Origin of the sequence: Sphingobium sp. CFD-1 (genome assembly GCF_024611115.1) — a bacterium.
Lineage (GTDB): Bacteria > Pseudomonadota > Alphaproteobacteria > Sphingomonadales > Sphingomonadaceae > Sphingobium > Sphingobium baderi_A.
On sequence record NZ_CP084398.1, the window covers coordinates 2,785,332 to 2,798,849 of the forward strand.

15 protein-coding genes and 2 pseudogenes are annotated in these 13,518 nt (G+C 63.8%); 9 read left to right on the forward strand and 8 right to left on the reverse strand.

Annotated features, from left to right (window positions below; translation table 11 throughout):
- Nucleotides 1-19: 19 nt before the first annotated feature.
- The 4 genes from LDB26_RS14045 to mscL form a co-directional block, all read right to left on the reverse strand.
- Complete coding sequence (locus LDB26_RS14045) at nucleotides 20-457, reverse strand: chemotaxis protein CheW (protein WP_062067961.1); 438 nt, start codon at nucleotides 455-457, stop codon at nucleotides 20-22.
- Nucleotides 457-2,829, reverse strand: a complete 2,373-nt coding sequence (locus LDB26_RS14050) for a chemotaxis protein CheA (RefSeq protein WP_257538858.1) — start codon at nucleotides 2,827-2,829, stop codon at nucleotides 457-459. Before LDB26_RS14050 ends, LDB26_RS14045 begins: the two co-directional genes overlap by 1 nt.
- A gap of 128 nt (nucleotides 2,830-2,957) precedes the next feature.
- Nucleotides 2,958-3,233 carry a hypothetical protein gene (locus LDB26_RS14055; RefSeq protein ID WP_062067969.1) on the reverse strand — a complete coding sequence of 92 codons (276 nt, stop codon included), beginning with the start codon at nucleotides 3,231-3,233 and terminating at the stop codon, nucleotides 2,958-2,960.
- A gap of 146 nt (nucleotides 3,234-3,379) precedes the next feature.
- Entirely contained in the window at nucleotides 3,380-3,808 is a 429-nt protein-coding gene (gene mscL, locus LDB26_RS14060) for a large conductance mechanosensitive channel protein MscL (RefSeq protein ID WP_257538860.1), read from the reverse strand.
- 102 nt (nucleotides 3,809-3,910) lie between these two features.
- On the opposite strand from mscL, the gene LDB26_RS14065 reads away from it, so the two are divergent.
- The 4 genes from LDB26_RS14065 to LDB26_RS14080 are packed head-to-tail and all read left to right on the forward strand — an operon-like array spanning nucleotide 3,911 to nucleotide 6,528.
- The gene (locus LDB26_RS14065) at nucleotides 3,911-4,513 is read left to right on the forward strand and encodes a LemA family protein (protein WP_062067973.1); all 603 of its coding nucleotides are present in this window, start codon (nucleotides 3,911-3,913) and stop codon (nucleotides 4,511-4,513) included.
- A gap of 7 nt (nucleotides 4,514-4,520) precedes the next feature.
- Nucleotides 4,521-5,312, forward strand: a complete 792-nt coding sequence (locus tag LDB26_RS14070) for a YgcG family protein (RefSeq protein WP_257538862.1) — start codon at nucleotides 4,521-4,523, stop codon at nucleotides 5,310-5,312.
- The gene (locus LDB26_RS14075) at nucleotides 5,312-5,989 is read left to right on the forward strand and encodes a TPM domain-containing protein (RefSeq protein ID WP_257538864.1); all 678 of its coding nucleotides are present in this window, start codon (nucleotides 5,312-5,314) and stop codon (nucleotides 5,987-5,989) included. The genes LDB26_RS14070 and LDB26_RS14075 overlap by 1 nt, the downstream gene beginning before the upstream one ends.
- Nucleotides 5,986-6,528 carry an NUDIX hydrolase gene (locus LDB26_RS14080; protein ID WP_257538865.1) on the forward strand — a complete coding sequence of 181 codons (543 nt, stop codon included), beginning with the start codon at nucleotides 5,986-5,988 and terminating at the stop codon, nucleotides 6,526-6,528. Before LDB26_RS14075 ends, LDB26_RS14080 begins: the two co-directional genes overlap by 4 nt.
- Before the next feature lie 30 nt (nucleotides 6,529-6,558).
- On the opposite strand, the gene LDB26_RS14085 is transcribed toward LDB26_RS14080, so the two are convergent.
- The gene (locus LDB26_RS14085; RefSeq protein ID WP_257538867.1) at nucleotides 6,559-7,011 is read right to left on the reverse strand and encodes a DUF6456 domain-containing protein; all 453 of its coding nucleotides are present in this window, start codon (nucleotides 7,009-7,011) and stop codon (nucleotides 6,559-6,561) included.
- Nucleotides 7,012-7,104: 93 nt separating this feature from the next.
- Here LDB26_RS14085 and LDB26_RS14090 point away from each other — a divergent pair, with 93 nt between their 5' ends.
- The 3 genes from LDB26_RS14090 to modA are packed head-to-tail and all read left to right on the forward strand — an operon-like array spanning nucleotide 7,105 to nucleotide 9,731.
- Entirely contained in the window at nucleotides 7,105-7,668 is a 564-nt protein-coding gene (locus LDB26_RS14090; RefSeq protein WP_062067981.1) for a helix-turn-helix domain-containing protein, read from the forward strand.
- A 59-nt stretch (nucleotides 7,669-7,727) separates the two neighbouring features.
- Nucleotides 7,728-8,912 (forward strand): glycosyltransferase, encoded by a 1,185-nt coding sequence (locus tag LDB26_RS14095; protein WP_257538869.1) that lies wholly within the window; start codon nucleotides 7,728-7,730, stop codon nucleotides 8,910-8,912.
- 39 nt (nucleotides 8,913-8,951) lie between these two features.
- Complete coding sequence (modA, locus tag LDB26_RS14100) at nucleotides 8,952-9,731, forward strand: molybdate ABC transporter substrate-binding protein (protein WP_257538870.1); 780 nt, start codon at nucleotides 8,952-8,954, stop codon at nucleotides 9,729-9,731.
- Nucleotides 9,732-9,736: 5 nt separating this feature from the next.
- Here modA and LDB26_RS14105 read toward each other — a convergent pair whose 3' ends face one another.
- Nucleotides 9,737-10,483 (reverse strand): HAD-IIB family hydrolase, encoded by a 747-nt coding sequence (locus LDB26_RS14105; RefSeq protein ID WP_257538871.1) that lies wholly within the window; start codon nucleotides 10,481-10,483, stop codon nucleotides 9,737-9,739.
- A gap of 129 nt (nucleotides 10,484-10,612) precedes the next feature.
- Here LDB26_RS14105 and modB point away from each other — a divergent pair, with 129 nt between their 5' ends.
- Together modB and LDB26_RS14115 are read left to right on the forward strand one after the other, a co-directional pair.
- Nucleotides 10,613-11,320 carry a molybdate ABC transporter permease subunit gene (modB, locus tag LDB26_RS14110; RefSeq protein ID WP_062067989.1) on the forward strand — a complete coding sequence of 236 codons (708 nt, stop codon included), beginning with the start codon at nucleotides 10,613-10,615 and terminating at the stop codon, nucleotides 11,318-11,320.
- Nucleotides 11,310-11,921, forward strand: a complete 612-nt coding sequence (locus LDB26_RS14115) for an ATP-binding cassette domain-containing protein (RefSeq protein ID WP_257538872.1) — start codon at nucleotides 11,310-11,312, stop codon at nucleotides 11,919-11,921. The genes modB and LDB26_RS14115 overlap by 11 nt, the downstream gene beginning before the upstream one ends.
- A 266-nt stretch (nucleotides 11,922-12,187) precedes the next feature.
- On the opposite strand, the pseudogene LDB26_RS14120 reads toward LDB26_RS14115, so the two are convergent.
- Both LDB26_RS14120 and LDB26_RS14125 read right to left on the reverse strand, forming a co-directional pair.
- A pseudogene (locus LDB26_RS14120) lies at nucleotides 12,188-12,511 on the reverse strand (IS701 family transposase); the annotation flags it as partial.
- Nucleotides 12,507-13,259 (reverse strand): annotated as a pseudogene (locus LDB26_RS14125) (IS5 family transposase); the annotation flags it as partial. The pseudogenes LDB26_RS14125 and LDB26_RS14120, both read right to left, overlap by 5 nt.
- Nucleotides 13,260-13,518: the final 259 nt, after the last annotated feature.

Genomic DNA, 13,518 nt, shown 5'->3' on the forward strand with positions numbered 1-13,518 from the left:
GTAAACATCTCTCATTCCCTCAGGCCGCCTGGCCCACGATCCCGCTCTCCAGAAAGGCGGAGGGCGAAACCAGTAGCCAGGGCAATTCCGCATGTTCCACGAGCGCGCGGGCATAGGGCTTCCAGACCGGGTCGAGCTGACCGCGCAGAGGCAGCGCCCCGCCGGGCGCCCGGCAGATGTCCGACACCTCATCGACCATCAGCGCATAGCTGTGCCCGCCAATGGCGGCGATGATGGCCAGTCCCCGTTTGTCGGCAGGCGTGGGCGCGCCATATATCAGCGCAGCAACGTCGATAACGGTCAGGACGCGGCTACGCAGGGCCGACAGTCCGGCGACATGGCCGCCAAGGCCGGGCACCGGCGAAATGTCGATCAGCCTGACCACGGCCTCCACTTCCTCCGCCGCGATCGCCACCCGCGTTCCCGCCAGGGTCGCGAAGAGATGAAGCTGTTTCATTATCCCGCTCCCGCGATAGCCGCCATCAGGGCGGGTTGATCGTAACGGTAGATGCTGGCGTCCTGCGGTCCCGAAGGCTGCTGGGCGGCGCGCAACTGGACGGCCCGGCATCCTAGAATGTCGGCGGCCTGCATGGCGTCGGAGGTGGTGCAAAGCACGATGTCCCGCGGATCGAGGGCCTCGCCATCGGGCAAGCCGATCAGGACGTCATGCCCCGCATGGCGAAGCAGCGGCGCTAATATCTCACGCGCCCAGCCATCCTGGGCATCCGCCAATACGCAACGGCCCGGACGGCTGTGCCCCAACGGCTCTTCCGGCAGCGACGCGAATAGGGCAAAGGGATTGACCACTTCCAGATGCTCGCCGTCAACCACGCTCACGCCGCTCAGATTGCCTTGCATGGTGATCATGTCGGGCACGATCGGCATCTGAACAATGTCGAGCACCGCCGCGACCGCATAATAAGCCTCCCGAACGCCATCGCGCAGCCGGAGGGCCGACACGGCCTCTCGCGCAAAACCATGTCGGCCGTTGATGACAGGGACAAGCCTATCACTCAGCCGCACGAAGGCATGATCGCCTGACTGGCCGAAAAGATGGGTTTCCAGTTCCTCCACCCTTTCGATCAGGGACAGCTGAAGCAGGCGACGTTCCCCCGAAAGCTCCTCGAACCGCAGGGCCGCGATCATCTCTACATCATTCTTAGCGTCCGCCCTGTCCTCAGCCTTCGCTTCGATGGGATTTTCGGCGATTTCCGGCAGCGAAGCGTTCCGGGCAAGGCCCGCGGCGTCCAGCAACAGCATGGGCTTCCCATTGTCGGGCAATGTCATCCCGGCATAAATGCCGCTCGCCATCACGATGGGGGATGCCGGACGGATAACCAGTTCCTCATGATTCTCGACCGCCGACACGCCCAGCGCGAAGGGCAAGCCGCTCGCCGAACGAACGACCATGATGGTGCGCGGCCCCGACTGGGCGGGAATGTCGAGGCCCAGCACGTCCTCCAGATCGATCATGGAATGGCGGACATTGCGGATCGTGACGATCTTGGCGCCGCCCACCGCGCCGATGCGGAGCATCTCATTATTGTCGTGGAGGATTTCGACGACCGCTGCGCGCGGAATCGCGAAATGAAGACCGCCCGCGCGCAGGACCAGGCCGGGAATGATCGTCAGGGTCAGCGGCAAGCGCAGGGTGATACGCAATCCTCGGCCCGGCTGATTGTCCAGCCCGATCGCGCCGCCGATACGTTCGATATTGGCCCGAACCACGTCCATGCCCACGCCGCGCCCGGATACGGCGGTCACCGCGTGAGCGGTCGAAAGACCGGGCTGGAAAATGAGATCGATCCTTTCCGCCTCGCTCATGCGGGCAGCGGCTTGCGGCGTCAGGCAACCGGCGGCAATGGCCTTCTCGACAAGGCGCGCAGTGTCAATGCCTGCACCGTCATCGCTGATTTCAATGACGATCTGATTGCCGGACTGGCGTGCTTCCAGCCGAAGCTGGCCGGTTTCCGGCTTGCCCAGCGCCCGGCGGCGCTCGGGTGTTTCTATCCCATGGTCGATGCTGTTGCGAACGATATGGATGAGCGGATCGACCGCCATTTCGACCATTTCGCGATCCATCTCCACATCCCCGCCTTCCAGGGTGAGGGCGATCTGTTTGCCCAGTTCCCGGCCAAGGTCGCGGACAGTGCGAGGAATGGCCGCGAATAGCCGGTCGATCCGTTGCATACGCGTGCGGGAAATCGCGTCGCGCATATCGGCGACGCAGTTGGACAGGCGTTCGAATGCGCCTTCCAGCGCCGGGTCGCCGGCCCTGTCGCGCAACTGGCGGGCCAGTTCGTTGCGGGCCAGCACCATGTCCGACACACCATTCATCAACTGGTCGATCAAGGCCAATGGCAAGCGGATGGTGCGGGGTGCGGCCTGGGCTGACCTCTGCCGGTGGGCTGTGGCGGGCGGATCAGGTTGACCGGGCACGTCAAGCGGGACGCATTCGACCTCCTGCATGGCAAGGGCCGCGACGAGATGTTCGTCATCCTCCTGCGCGAGCGGCGCGCCAACCGCAACGGCGTGCGTAAGTTGGGCAATGCGGTCCATGATACTCAGGACGGCGTTGACTGTCGCGGCATCCGGGCAGCGTTCCCCGGAGCGGATGTCCGACAACACATCCTCGGCCGCGTGGCTGAGGCGCTCGAAACGCGGCAGATGCAGAAAGCCGCAGCTGCCCTTCACTGTATGGAAGAATCGAAAAATGGCGTCCAGCCGTTCACGATCGGATGGGTCGGCCTCCCACGCGACGACCTCTCCCGCAAGAGCCTCCAGGGATTCTTGCGTTTCCGATATGAATTCCTGAAGGAGTTCGTCCATTCTCACGCCCCATATATGCGTGCGTTACCATGGCGATGCGTGGTTAAGAGGGTCTTAAGAGCCATGAAAAAGGGCGCCGCGTTTTTGACGCGACGCCCCCGATACGGCTATCACCGCGAAAGGAAGAACTACTTCTTTTCGCTTTTTTCGACCGCGTCGGCCGCTGCATCACCTGCTTCGCGGGTGGCTGCAGCCTTGTTCTCCAGAGCATCGGCGGCATTTTCCGCTGCGTTTTCGGCGGTGCCGGAAAGATTATCCGCCATCGACTCCATATTCGCTGCCTGGTTGTCGAGTGCGTCCGCCTGATTCTCGTAAGCGTTCTCGACCTTGTTTTCCTGCTTGGAATCGCAAGCTGCAAGCGCGACCATGCTGGCAAGGCCAAGGACTGTAACGATGGTTTTCACGGCGTGTTCTCCTGTTGCGCCCCCTTGGGCTGACGTCATTCGGCACGGGAGGAGACTGACGCCAAGCCGTCCCCAACCCTGACCGCGTTCAACAGGCCGGGCGGCGGATGGTTCCCCTTCCGCACTCGGTTCATCGCATTCCTGGTCTATTTTCTAAGGGAATCCCGGATTTCGCGCAGCAGTTGAACCTCTTCCGACGGTCCCGCGGCTGTTTCTTCCGGCTTGGTCAGCACGCGGTTGACGACTTTCATCAGCAGGAAAATGATGAAGGCCAAAATCAGGAAATTGACGAAAACGGTCAGAAATTCGCCCCAGCCGAACATGGCGACGCCCGCCGCCTTCAGGTCGGCATAGCTTTCCGGATTGCCCTTAAAGCCAGCGGGAAGATCCCCCAGCCGGATGAAATAGCCGGAAAAATCCGCGCCGCCGAAAATATAGCCGACCACCGGCATGATAAGGTCGTCCGTCAGCGATTTGGTGATGGTCGCGAACGCGCCGCCGATGATGACGCCGATCGCCAGATCCATCACATTGCCGCGATTGATGAACGCCTTGAACTCGGAAATAAGACCCATGATGAAACCCTTGCTCTCCCTTCGATAAACCAAACATGCGCCGTTGCACGCGATCCGACAACAGCCTATTTCAACAGGCGAAACATGAGCAGAGGATGTTCGATGCACCACTTCTCCCGCCTCAAAGCCTTTTTCCTGCCTATCGTCGGCGCGCTTGCGCTGTCGGCCTGCGGGATCAACAGCGTGCCCGCCGCCGAGGAAGTCGCAAAGGCCAAATGGGCCGATGTGCAGGCGCAATATCAGCGCCGGTCCAATCTGGTCGGCAATCTGGTCGCCACGGTGAAGGCCGCGGGCAAACAGGAACAGGATACACTGGTCAAGGTGACGGAGGCCCGCGCCAAGGCGACCTCCGTTCAGGTCAATGCCGACGATCTGTCCGACCCCGCCAAGGTCGCCCAGTTCCAGCAGGCGCAGGCGCAACTGAGCCAGGGCCTCGGCCGCCTGCTCGCTTCGGTGGAGGCTTATCCCGACCTCAAGACCAACCAGAATTTCCTCGACCTGCAATCGCAGCTTGAAGGGACGGAAAACCGCATCGCCGTTTCCATCCGCGATTATAATGAAGCCGTGCGCGCCTATAATACGCGCATCCGCACCTTTCCCGACGCGATCGGCGCGAAGATCATCCATGGCGCCAAGCCCATGACGCCTTTCCAGGCGACCACGCCCGGCGCGGAAGAAGCGCCCAAGGTCGATTTCGGCAACTGACAGGCCGATGCTGCGCCGTCTTCTCCTGATCCTGATGCTGCTGGCGTTCGCGCCGGCGACACAGGCGCAGACCTTCCCCAAGCTGGCCGGGCGAGTAGTGGACGACGCAGGGCTGTTGCCCCCGGCGCAGGAACAGGCGCTCGATCAGCGGCTCGCCGCGCTGGAGCAGCAGAGCGGGCGGCAGGTCGTGGTCGCGACCATCCCCGACCTGCAAGGCTATGACATTTCCGACTATGGCTATCGGCTGGGCCGGGAATGGGGGATCGGCGACAAGGAAAAGAATGACGGCGCGCTGCTGATCGTCGCCCCCAATGAACGCCGAGTGCGAATAGAGGTCGGCTATGGGCTGGAGGGCATAATGACCGATGCCCTGTCATCCCAGATTATCCGCAACGCCATCACGCCGCGGTTCAAGGCAGGCGACATGGCGGGCGGGATCGCGGCGGGCGCGGAGGAGATCGGCACGCTGCTGGCTCTGCCTCCACAAGAGGCAAAGGCGCGCGCGCAGGCCGCCGCCGCACAGGAACGGCAAGGCGGTGGAGGCGGCGGCACGGTGATGGTGATTTTCTGGGTCATCGTGCTCGGCTTCATCTTCGTCGCCATGATTGCCGGCCGGGGGCGCGGCGGGCGCCGCTATCGGGGCGGCGCGGGACCAGTCATTCTGTGGGGACCATCCGATTCCGGCTGGCATGACAGCGGCTCCGGCTGGGGCAGCGGAGGTGGCTGGGGCGGCGGCGGGGGCGGATTTTCCGGCGGAGGCGGCAGCTTTGGCGGCGGCGGCGCATCGGGGGGATGGTGATGCCCCTTCACCTCGGCGAGGCCGACCATGATCGCGTCACCGCAGCCGTGGCGGCGGCGGAGAAGGAAACCGACGGCGAAATCGTCACCATCGTCGCGCGCCGCTCCGACGCCTATCATGATGCGGGGCTGCACTGGGCCATCGGTGCGACCTTCCTCAGCCTCTCGCTGGCGGCCGCCTTTCCCGCCCATTTGCGCGCGCTCGGTTCACGACTGCTGGGGAGTTGGGAACATGAACTGCCCGACTGGCAGATGCTGACGGTGCTGCTGGCCCTCCTCATCCTGATATTCCTGATTGTCCGCTATGCACTGGCGTGGATGCCCTTGCGGATGGCCCTGACGCCCGCAGCGACCAAGACGCGCCGCGTCCACCGGCGGGCCATGGCGCTTTTCCGCGCCGTGGCTCAGGGCCGGACGCGGGGAAGGACGGGTGTGCTCATCTATCTTTCGCTGGACGAACATCGCGCGGAAATCGTCGCCGACAGCGCCATCAATGAGAAGGTGGAGGCCGACATATGGGGCTGCGCCATGGCCGCGTTGATCGATGCGGTGCGCGACGGACGGCCCGGAGAGGGCATGGCGGCGGCGGTGGAGCAGGTCGGCGCGGTCCTTGCCGCCCATTTCCCCAAGAGTCAGGACAATCCCAATGAATTGCCCGACAGGCTGATCGAATTATGAGCGAACAGGATATGGCGACGGCCGAAGAGATGATGTGGGCCGGACGCTTCATCACCGCCAAGAAGCGGGGGCGATGGGAATATGTCAGCCGCGCCCGCAACATCCGCGCCGCCGTGATCCTTGCGATCGACGAGGATATAGATGGCCGCCATGTGGTTCTGGTCGACCAGTTCCGCGTGCCGCTGGGCAGGCGATGCATCGAATTGCCCGCCGGACTGGTCGGCGACGAATCTGCGGACGAGGACGCCGCCGACGCCGCCGCCCGCGAACTGGAGGAAGAAACCGGCTATCGCGCGGGACGGATGGAACCGCTGGGGGAATTTTACAGTTCGCCCGGCATGGTGTCGGAAAGCTTCACCCTGTTCCGCGCCCACGACCTGCACAAGACGGGCGATGGCGGCGGCGTGGACGGGGAAGATATCCATGTCCACCGCGTGCCCCTCGCCGGACTGGCCGCGCAGGTCGATGCATGGCGCGCGGAAGGCTATGCGATGGACGTGAAACTGTTGCTGCTATTGGGCGCGGAGATGGTCGCCTAAACACTACCGCGATGCACATCCGACAGCCAATCACCCCGAAACACGATACCAGTCGGCCACACGGTCCAGCGCCAGCGTCAGGACGAGCTTGCCTGCGCGGCTGGGCCAACCCAGGGCGCGTTCCGCCGCGGTAATGCCTTCTCCCGCGCAGGCGACCCGCCACAATATGTCGGACAGCCCCGGCCCCGCCGCGCGGATCGCGCCGTCGAACCGTTCCCGAGCCGAAAGCTGGGCAAGGGACGGATCGGGCCGTTCCCGCCTCCCGCCCGCACGCGGCGCTGCGTCCCAGCGCATGGTCACGCGCGGTCCCAGCCCCGCTTTCTCCCAATCGGCGCGCAACATGTCCCCCGCGAGATAATGCCGCTCCTTCAAATGGCCCCGCGCATGAAGCCAGCCAAGCGGCGATTCGCCCAGATGCACCATGACCCGCTGCGGGCAGCCTGCGGGATCTTCTATCGTCTGTTCCACATGAAGCGCGGCCATGTCTGTCCTCCTTTGCTGACGGGCAAGGAACGCTTGCCATTACGGATAGAATGTAGGAAAGAGAAAAACCAAATAGGTAAATGCAGGAACCAGATGATAACGCGTATCCGTGCCGTCCGCAGGGCAAAGGGCCTGACGCTGGAGCAAGTGGGAGCTCTTTGCGATCCGCCGACAACAGCGCAGACCATCGGGCGGCTGGAAACCGGCACCCGCACCGTTTCCGTAAAATGGCTGAACCGGATCGCCAGGGCGCTGGACGTGAGCAGCGCCGAACTGGTCGCTCTGCCGGGGCAAAGCGTGGCCCCGGTCGCCGCGCTGCTCGGGCCGGAGGGCGCGCGCGCGCCCACCCGCTCCATGGCGCTCCCTCCGCCACTGGCGACGGAAGGGCTGGTCGGCGTCCACGTCAGCGCCAGCATCGGTGACTATCGCAGCGGCGACGCGATCTGGTGCCGCCGGATCGCGCCGGACGCTTTTGCCAGCGCGCTCAATCGCGACATCCTGTTGCCGCGCCCGGCGGGTCGCTTTCTTTTCGGGCGGCTGATCGGGCGCGAGGGCGACCGGCTGCATCTTCTCCCGCTCGGCGCCAATGCTCGGCAACTGGTGCTCACCGACCCGCCCTGGGGCGCGGTAGCAGTGCAACTTGTCCGACAGCTATAGGCAAGCGCGCATTTTCTCCCTAACCATCCCGTAACCATGGGCGTGCTAGGAAGAAGGTCATGACGCTGAACATCCTCATGCTGTCCACCCTTTTCCCGGACATGAGCCGGCCGAATTTCGGCGTTTTCGTCGAACGGCAGGCACGCGAGCTGGCGAGCCGGGCGGAGGCCCATGTCACGGTCATCGCGCCCATCGGGATGCCACCATGGCCGCTGTCCAACGCCGCGCGCTATGCGCCGCTGCGCGCCCTGCCGCGCAAGGAACGATGGAAGGACATGACGGTCTATCGCCCCACCTTTCCCATCATCCCGAAATTCGGCGGGCGAACGAACGTCTACAGCATGACCCGCGCCATATTGCCGCTCGTCAGGCGGCTGCATGAAGCAAAGCCCTTCGACGTCATCGACGCCAGCTTCTTCTTTCCCGACGGGCCGGTGGCGCAAAGGCTGTCGCGGGCGCTGGGCATCCCCTATTCGGTCAAGGCGCGCGGGGCGGACATCCATTATTGGGGCGCCCGTTCTGGCACGCGCAAAATGGTGAAACGCGCGGCGGATCGTGCGGCCGGGCTGCTGGCCGTGTCGGCCGCCATGAAGCGGTCGATGGCGAGGATGGGGATCGAAGACGACAAGATCCGGGTGCATTATACCGGCGTCGATCTCGACCGGTTCGAATTGGCCGATCGTGATGCGGCCAAGACGGCGTTGGGATTTGAGGGGCCGGTCGTCCTGTGCGTTGGCGCGCTGATCCCGCGCAAGGGGCAGGAATTGCTGGTGCGCGCCCTATCCCATCTGCCCGATGTCACATTGCTGATGGCAGGACAGGGGCAATATCGGCGCACATTGGAGAAACTGGCCGAGGAGCTGGGCGTGGACCGGCGGATCGGCTATCTTGGCTCAGTCCCGCATGATCGCCTGCCCCGTATCTATGCCGCCGCCGATGTGATGGCGCTGGTTTCGGCCTCCGAGGGCTTGGCCAATGCATGGGTCGAGGCATTGGCCTGCGGCACGCCCATCGTCATCAGCGATGTCGGCGGCGCGCGGGAACTGGTGGATCGGCCCGAAGCCGGACGCATCGTGGAGCGCGAACCCGAAGCAATCGCGGCGGGGATACAGGCGTTGCTCGACAATCCCCCTGATCGCGAAACTGTGCGCGAAACCGCATTGCGCTTCACCTGGGGCACCAATGGCGATGTTTTGCTGGAGCATTTGCAGGCCGTCGCGCATGGCGAGACGCCCCCCGCCTGACGGGCTTGCCTGCGCGTGGCGGGCGGAGCAAAAGAAGTCATGACCCGGAAACTTCTCTTCGCCGCCGCGTGGATGGCATGGCTGTTCGCTGCGCTCCTTCCCTCGGCCATGGCGGCATCACCGAACAGAGGCCCGCTGGTTCTGGCGGCCGCCAGCCTTCAGGAATCTATGAACGCCGCCGCCGATGCATGGGCGGCCCAGGGACATGCGCGGCCCGTCCTGTCTTTCGCCGGATCTTCGGCGCTGGCACGGCAGATCAAGGCCGGAGCGCCCGCCGACCTGTTCGTGTCGGCTGACGAGGACTGGATGGACGATGTCAAACGGGCAGGTTTCCTGTGGCAAGGAACGCGCGCCGACCTGGCGGGCAACCGGCTGGTGCTGGTCGCGCCCGTCGGTCAGCCGGTCCGACTCCGGATCGGGCGCGGCATGGCGATAGCCCGAGCCTTGGGCGATTCGCGACTGGCGATGGCTAATCCCGACAGCGTGCCGGCCGGCAAATATGGCAAGGCCGCGCTGACGGCGCTCGGCGTCTGGCCCAGCGTTTCGGCGAAGGTCGCGCGCGCCGACAATGTGCGCGGCGCCCTGGCGCTGGTCGAAAGGGGCGCGGCGCGGCTGGGCATTGTCTACGAAACCGACGCCCGCGCCTCGAAACAGGTGCGCGTCGTCGGGACTTTCCCTGCGGGCAGCCATGCGCCGATCCGCTATCCGCTGGCGCGCCTGAAAGCCAGCACGCACAAGGATGCGGAAGGGTTTCGCCGTTTCCTGCTGTCGGGCACAGGGCGGGCTATTTTTGCCCGCTATGGTTTCACCGCGCCCTGACCGCCTTATTTCTGGCAGGCGATGATCGCGTCGATCACCGCCAGCGTTTCCTGCGGATCGCGCACCCGGATCGTGTCGAGGCCCAGTGCCTTGGCCGGATAATCATTGCCGCCGGGGAAAATCGCATCGCCGATGAACAGCATCGCATCCAGCTCTATGCCGCTCGCATCGCGCAGCTTCTTGAGGCCATAGCCCTTGTCCACTCCCTCGCGCGTGATATCGATGGAGGTGGCCCCGCCCATATTGATGGAAAGGCCCGGCAACCGCCGGCGCAGGTCCGCCTGGATGATCTTGCGCTTGGCGAAATCGGGGTCCCACCCTTCCTTGGCGTGGATCGGGGCCTGCTGGCCCAGCGCGGAAAAGGTGATCTGGCTGCCGCGATCCTCAATCCGTTCGCCCCATGTCTGTTCGGGCACGAAACCCGTGGCTTCCAGCGCGGCATCGAAAGCCGTCAGGATTGCCTGTTTCTGGGCATCGTCGAACAGTTCGGCATAGACCGGCGACCATTGGCCGTCGCGATGCGTGTAGAGTTTGGTGCCCGTCGTCGGCATCAGCCACAGGCGCGACAGATCGGCATGGGCCGGAAGGCGGCTTGCGACCTGCTTGTCGAATTGCGGCCAGTCGCCCCCCGAAATCACCGCGACATGGGCCACGGCCAGCAATCCGGCCAGCGCCTGCCCCATCGCCTCTTCCAACGGCTGCTTGCTTTCCGCCAAGGTGCCGTCAAGGTCGAACGCAATCAATTGCTTCATTTCAGGGAGGCTCCGATAAAGGCCGTGAAGAAAATTGCCTTTTTGCTTATGACAGGCCGCAATGCCGATAGGGCGGCGACACGCTGTCGGCAATCCTTTCGCCTATTTCCTTAAAGGTTTTCGCGGTTCGTGACAGATTGGAACATCAGTCCTGAAGAGTGGACGGTCATCGGCCTGTCGCTGAAGGTCAGCTTGGCGGCGGTGATAGCTATGCTGCCCATTTCCTTCGCCTTTGCCTGGATATTGGCGCGGTGGCGTTTTCCGGGCAAATTGCTGCTGGACACAGCCGTGCACCTGCCGCTGGTCGTCCCTCCGGTGGTCACGGGATGGATGCTGCTGCTTCTTTTCGGGGCCAATGGTCCGATAGGGCGCTGGCTGCTCGACTGGTTCGGCGTGACTTTGCTGTTCCGCTGGACGGGCGCCGCGCTGGCGGCGGGGATCATGGCCCTGCCGCTGATGACGCGCGCCATGCGCCTGTCCATCGAAGCCGTCGACCGCAGGCTTGAGGACGCGGCCCGGACATTGGGCGCCGGACGGTTCAGGGTGTTCCGCACCATTGCCCTGCCCCTTTCCCTGCCCGGCATATTGGCAGGGGCGGTGCTGGGTTTCGCCCGCGCGATCGGTGAATTCGGTGCAACCATCACCTTCGTATCCGACATACCCGGCGAAACGCGGACGCTGCCCATCGCCATTTATTCCGCGCTGCAAATGCCGGGCGCGGAAGCCGCCGTCAGCCGCCTTGCGATCATATCGGTCCTTCTGTCGCTGGGCGCATTGCTCATTTCCGAACTGCTGGCCCGCAAGACCGGGAGGGGTGTCCACAGCCATGTCCTTTGACATCGACGTGACCGTCCAGCATGGCAGGCGACGGATCGCGCTGAGCCACCGGGCACAGGCGCGGATCGTGGCGCTGATCGGCCCGTCGGGCATCGGCAAGACGAGCATCCTCAACATGGTAGCGGGATTGTTGAAGCCCGATCAGGGACGCATCATCGTCGCGGGGGAAACGCTTTTCGACAGCGAGCGTCGCCTCAACCGGCCGTCGGCGCAGCGGCGGCTTGGCTATGTCTTTCAGGATCGCCGCCTCTTTCCGCACCTCCGGGTGCGCGATAATCTGCTCTATGGACACAGACCTCCTTCCTCGCTCTCGCTGGACGAGCTTGCCCCTTTTCTGGGGATTGCACATCTTCTGGACCGCTGGCCCGGCACGCTGTCGGGCGGTGAAGCGCAACGCGTGGCGATCGGCCGCGCGCTCATGTCCGATCCGCGCGCGCTGTTGATGGACGAGCCGCTTTCATCCGTGGACCCGCGCCGCAAGGCGGAGATACTCGACATGATCCGCCATATTCCCGACATCAGCCAGGTGCCGATCCTTTATGTCACGCACGACCTTGACGAAGCGCATCGCCTGGAAGCGGAAATCGTCATGATCGAGTGACGACCTATCCGCTTGACCAAGCCATGCGAAAGATAACCGAGCGCCCTTGCCGCCCCATTCCCGGGATCGCGCCATGGAAAAATCGGTGGACATGCCCAGAGGGCCGCTTTAGCATTACAGTTGCATTTTTGACCTGATGTGCGCGCGGCGTGCGGCAGCTTGATGCGCTCGTCTCCAGCATGACCAAGCGATGATGTATGCTGGCTGGATATGACTCTGGGCCAGCTTGTTGGCGATCCGGCGGACTTCCTGGATCGGCCAGCGGATCAGATCCTGATGGTCGGCATCTTCAGTCTTTTTGGGGGCCTCGCGTAGTTTGCGCGATACCGGATCACCGCCATCATGGCGAAGGCGAGCATCACGAGCGAGACGTGGCGATGCCAGCCATGCCATGATCGCGTGTCGTGGTGATCAAGGCCGAGTTCGTTCTTGGCGGTTTCGAAGCTGTCTTCGATTGCCCAGCGATGACCTTCGACGGAAACAAGCGCCTGGATGCCTGTCCCGGCGAGGCACTAGGTTGTGAAGAAAGCGAGATCGCCGTCGCTGATATTGCGGCGGATCAGAAGGCCACAGGTCCAAAGTCCAGATTTGCGGCAATCGCGCACCGTCATGGGCATTGGCGGCGCTGGCATCCCAGGTGCGGATCAGCCCATGCGCCCGGTCGATACCGATGTGGTTCTTGTAGCCGAACATCGGGATGGCGAGGTCCACCGGCTTGAACGCCTTGGGATCGGCGCCTTCCTTCACCTTGGCCTTGGTGTATTTCACGCTCCAGCGGGCATCGCGATCCTTCTGGCGGAGTTTGGCCGACCTTGCCTTCCAGCTCTCGGGGATCCGGCCATCCTTGATCGCGGCCTTCTTCTCCTCGCTATTCCGCTGCTTCGGCGCCGGCACGACGGTGGCGTCGATGATCTGCCCACCCATGGCGAGATAGCCCCGGTCGGTAAGCGCGGCATCGAAGCGGGCGAAGAGCTTGTCGATCGCCTTGGCCTGAACGAGCTTCTCGCGGAACAACCACACCGTGGTAGCATCGGGCACCGTGCCATCGAGGCCCAGTCCCAGGAAGCGCTGGAACGACAGGTGATCCTTGATCTGGAACTCGGTGGCCTCGTCTGACAGGGAATAGAGCGCCTGCAGCACCAAAATCTTGAACATGAGCACCGGGTCAGATGGCGGGCGGCCGCCCTTGACGCGAATACTGCGCCGGAGCGCCGCCACCAGCGGGCCCCGGAAAACCTCAAAGTCGACGACACCGGCCAAGCGCTCAAGTGGATCGCCTGCCGCGCTCAGCGCCTCGTACCGGTCCGAAAGATCAAAGAAACCAGGCTGTCCCGCCATCGCCGCCTCCGCTCTCACGCAAAGGCAGTGAATCATCCTACGCCGCTATCCGCCACTAGTTTCTCGAACCGTCCAGCTGATGACCAAGCCCGTACCGCCGGGACTGGGTGGCACTTTCTTTGAACAATGGATGGTCCAACGCCGTGTCATCGGCGCACTTCTGATGCGGGAAATGCTGACTCGTTACGGGCGGCGCAACATCGGCTTCCTAGCTCTTCGTCGAACCGATGATGCGTCGCGGCGGTCTGGACGGCGCGGG

What these genes read in the sequence shown, in the direction of transcription:
- LDB26_RS14045 (WP_062067961.1), bottom strand. Translation starts at nt 457, where the DNA reads ATGAAACAGCTTCATCTCTTCGCGACCCTGGCGGGAACGCGGGTGGCG.
- LDB26_RS14050 (WP_257538858.1), bottom strand. Translation starts at nt 2,829, where the DNA reads ATGGACGAACTCCTTCAGGAATTCATATCGGAAACGCAAGAATCCCTG.
- mscL (WP_257538860.1), bottom strand. Translation starts at nt 3,808, where the DNA reads ATGGGTCTTATTTCCGAGTTCAAGGCGTTCATCAATCGCGGCAATGTG.
- LDB26_RS14065 (WP_062067973.1), top strand. Translation starts at nt 3,911, where the DNA reads ATGCACCACTTCTCCCGCCTCAAAGCCTTTTTCCTGCCTATCGTCGGC.
- LDB26_RS14070 (WP_257538862.1), top strand. Translation starts at nt 4,521, where the DNA reads ATGCTGCGCCGTCTTCTCCTGATCCTGATGCTGCTGGCGTTCGCGCCG.
- LDB26_RS14075 (WP_257538864.1), top strand. Translation starts at nt 5,312, where the DNA reads ATGCCCCTTCACCTCGGCGAGGCCGACCATGATCGCGTCACCGCAGCC.
- LDB26_RS14080 (WP_257538865.1), top strand. Translation starts at nt 5,986, where the DNA reads ATGAGCGAACAGGATATGGCGACGGCCGAAGAGATGATGTGGGCCGGA.
- LDB26_RS14085 (WP_257538867.1), bottom strand. Translation starts at nt 7,011, where the DNA reads ATGGCCGCGCTTCATGTGGAACAGACGATAGAAGATCCCGCAGGCTGC.
- LDB26_RS14090 (WP_062067981.1), top strand. Translation starts at nt 7,105, where the DNA reads ATGATAACGCGTATCCGTGCCGTCCGCAGGGCAAAGGGCCTGACGCTG.
- LDB26_RS14095 (WP_257538869.1), top strand. Translation starts at nt 7,728, where the DNA reads ATGACGCTGAACATCCTCATGCTGTCCACCCTTTTCCCGGACATGAGC.
- modA (WP_257538870.1), top strand. Translation starts at nt 8,952, where the DNA reads ATGACCCGGAAACTTCTCTTCGCCGCCGCGTGGATGGCATGGCTGTTC.
- LDB26_RS14105 (WP_257538871.1), bottom strand. Translation starts at nt 10,483, where the DNA reads ATGAAGCAATTGATTGCGTTCGACCTTGACGGCACCTTGGCGGAAAGC.
- LDB26_RS14115 (WP_257538872.1), top strand. Translation starts at nt 11,310, where the DNA reads ATGTCCTTTGACATCGACGTGACCGTCCAGCATGGCAGGCGACGGATC.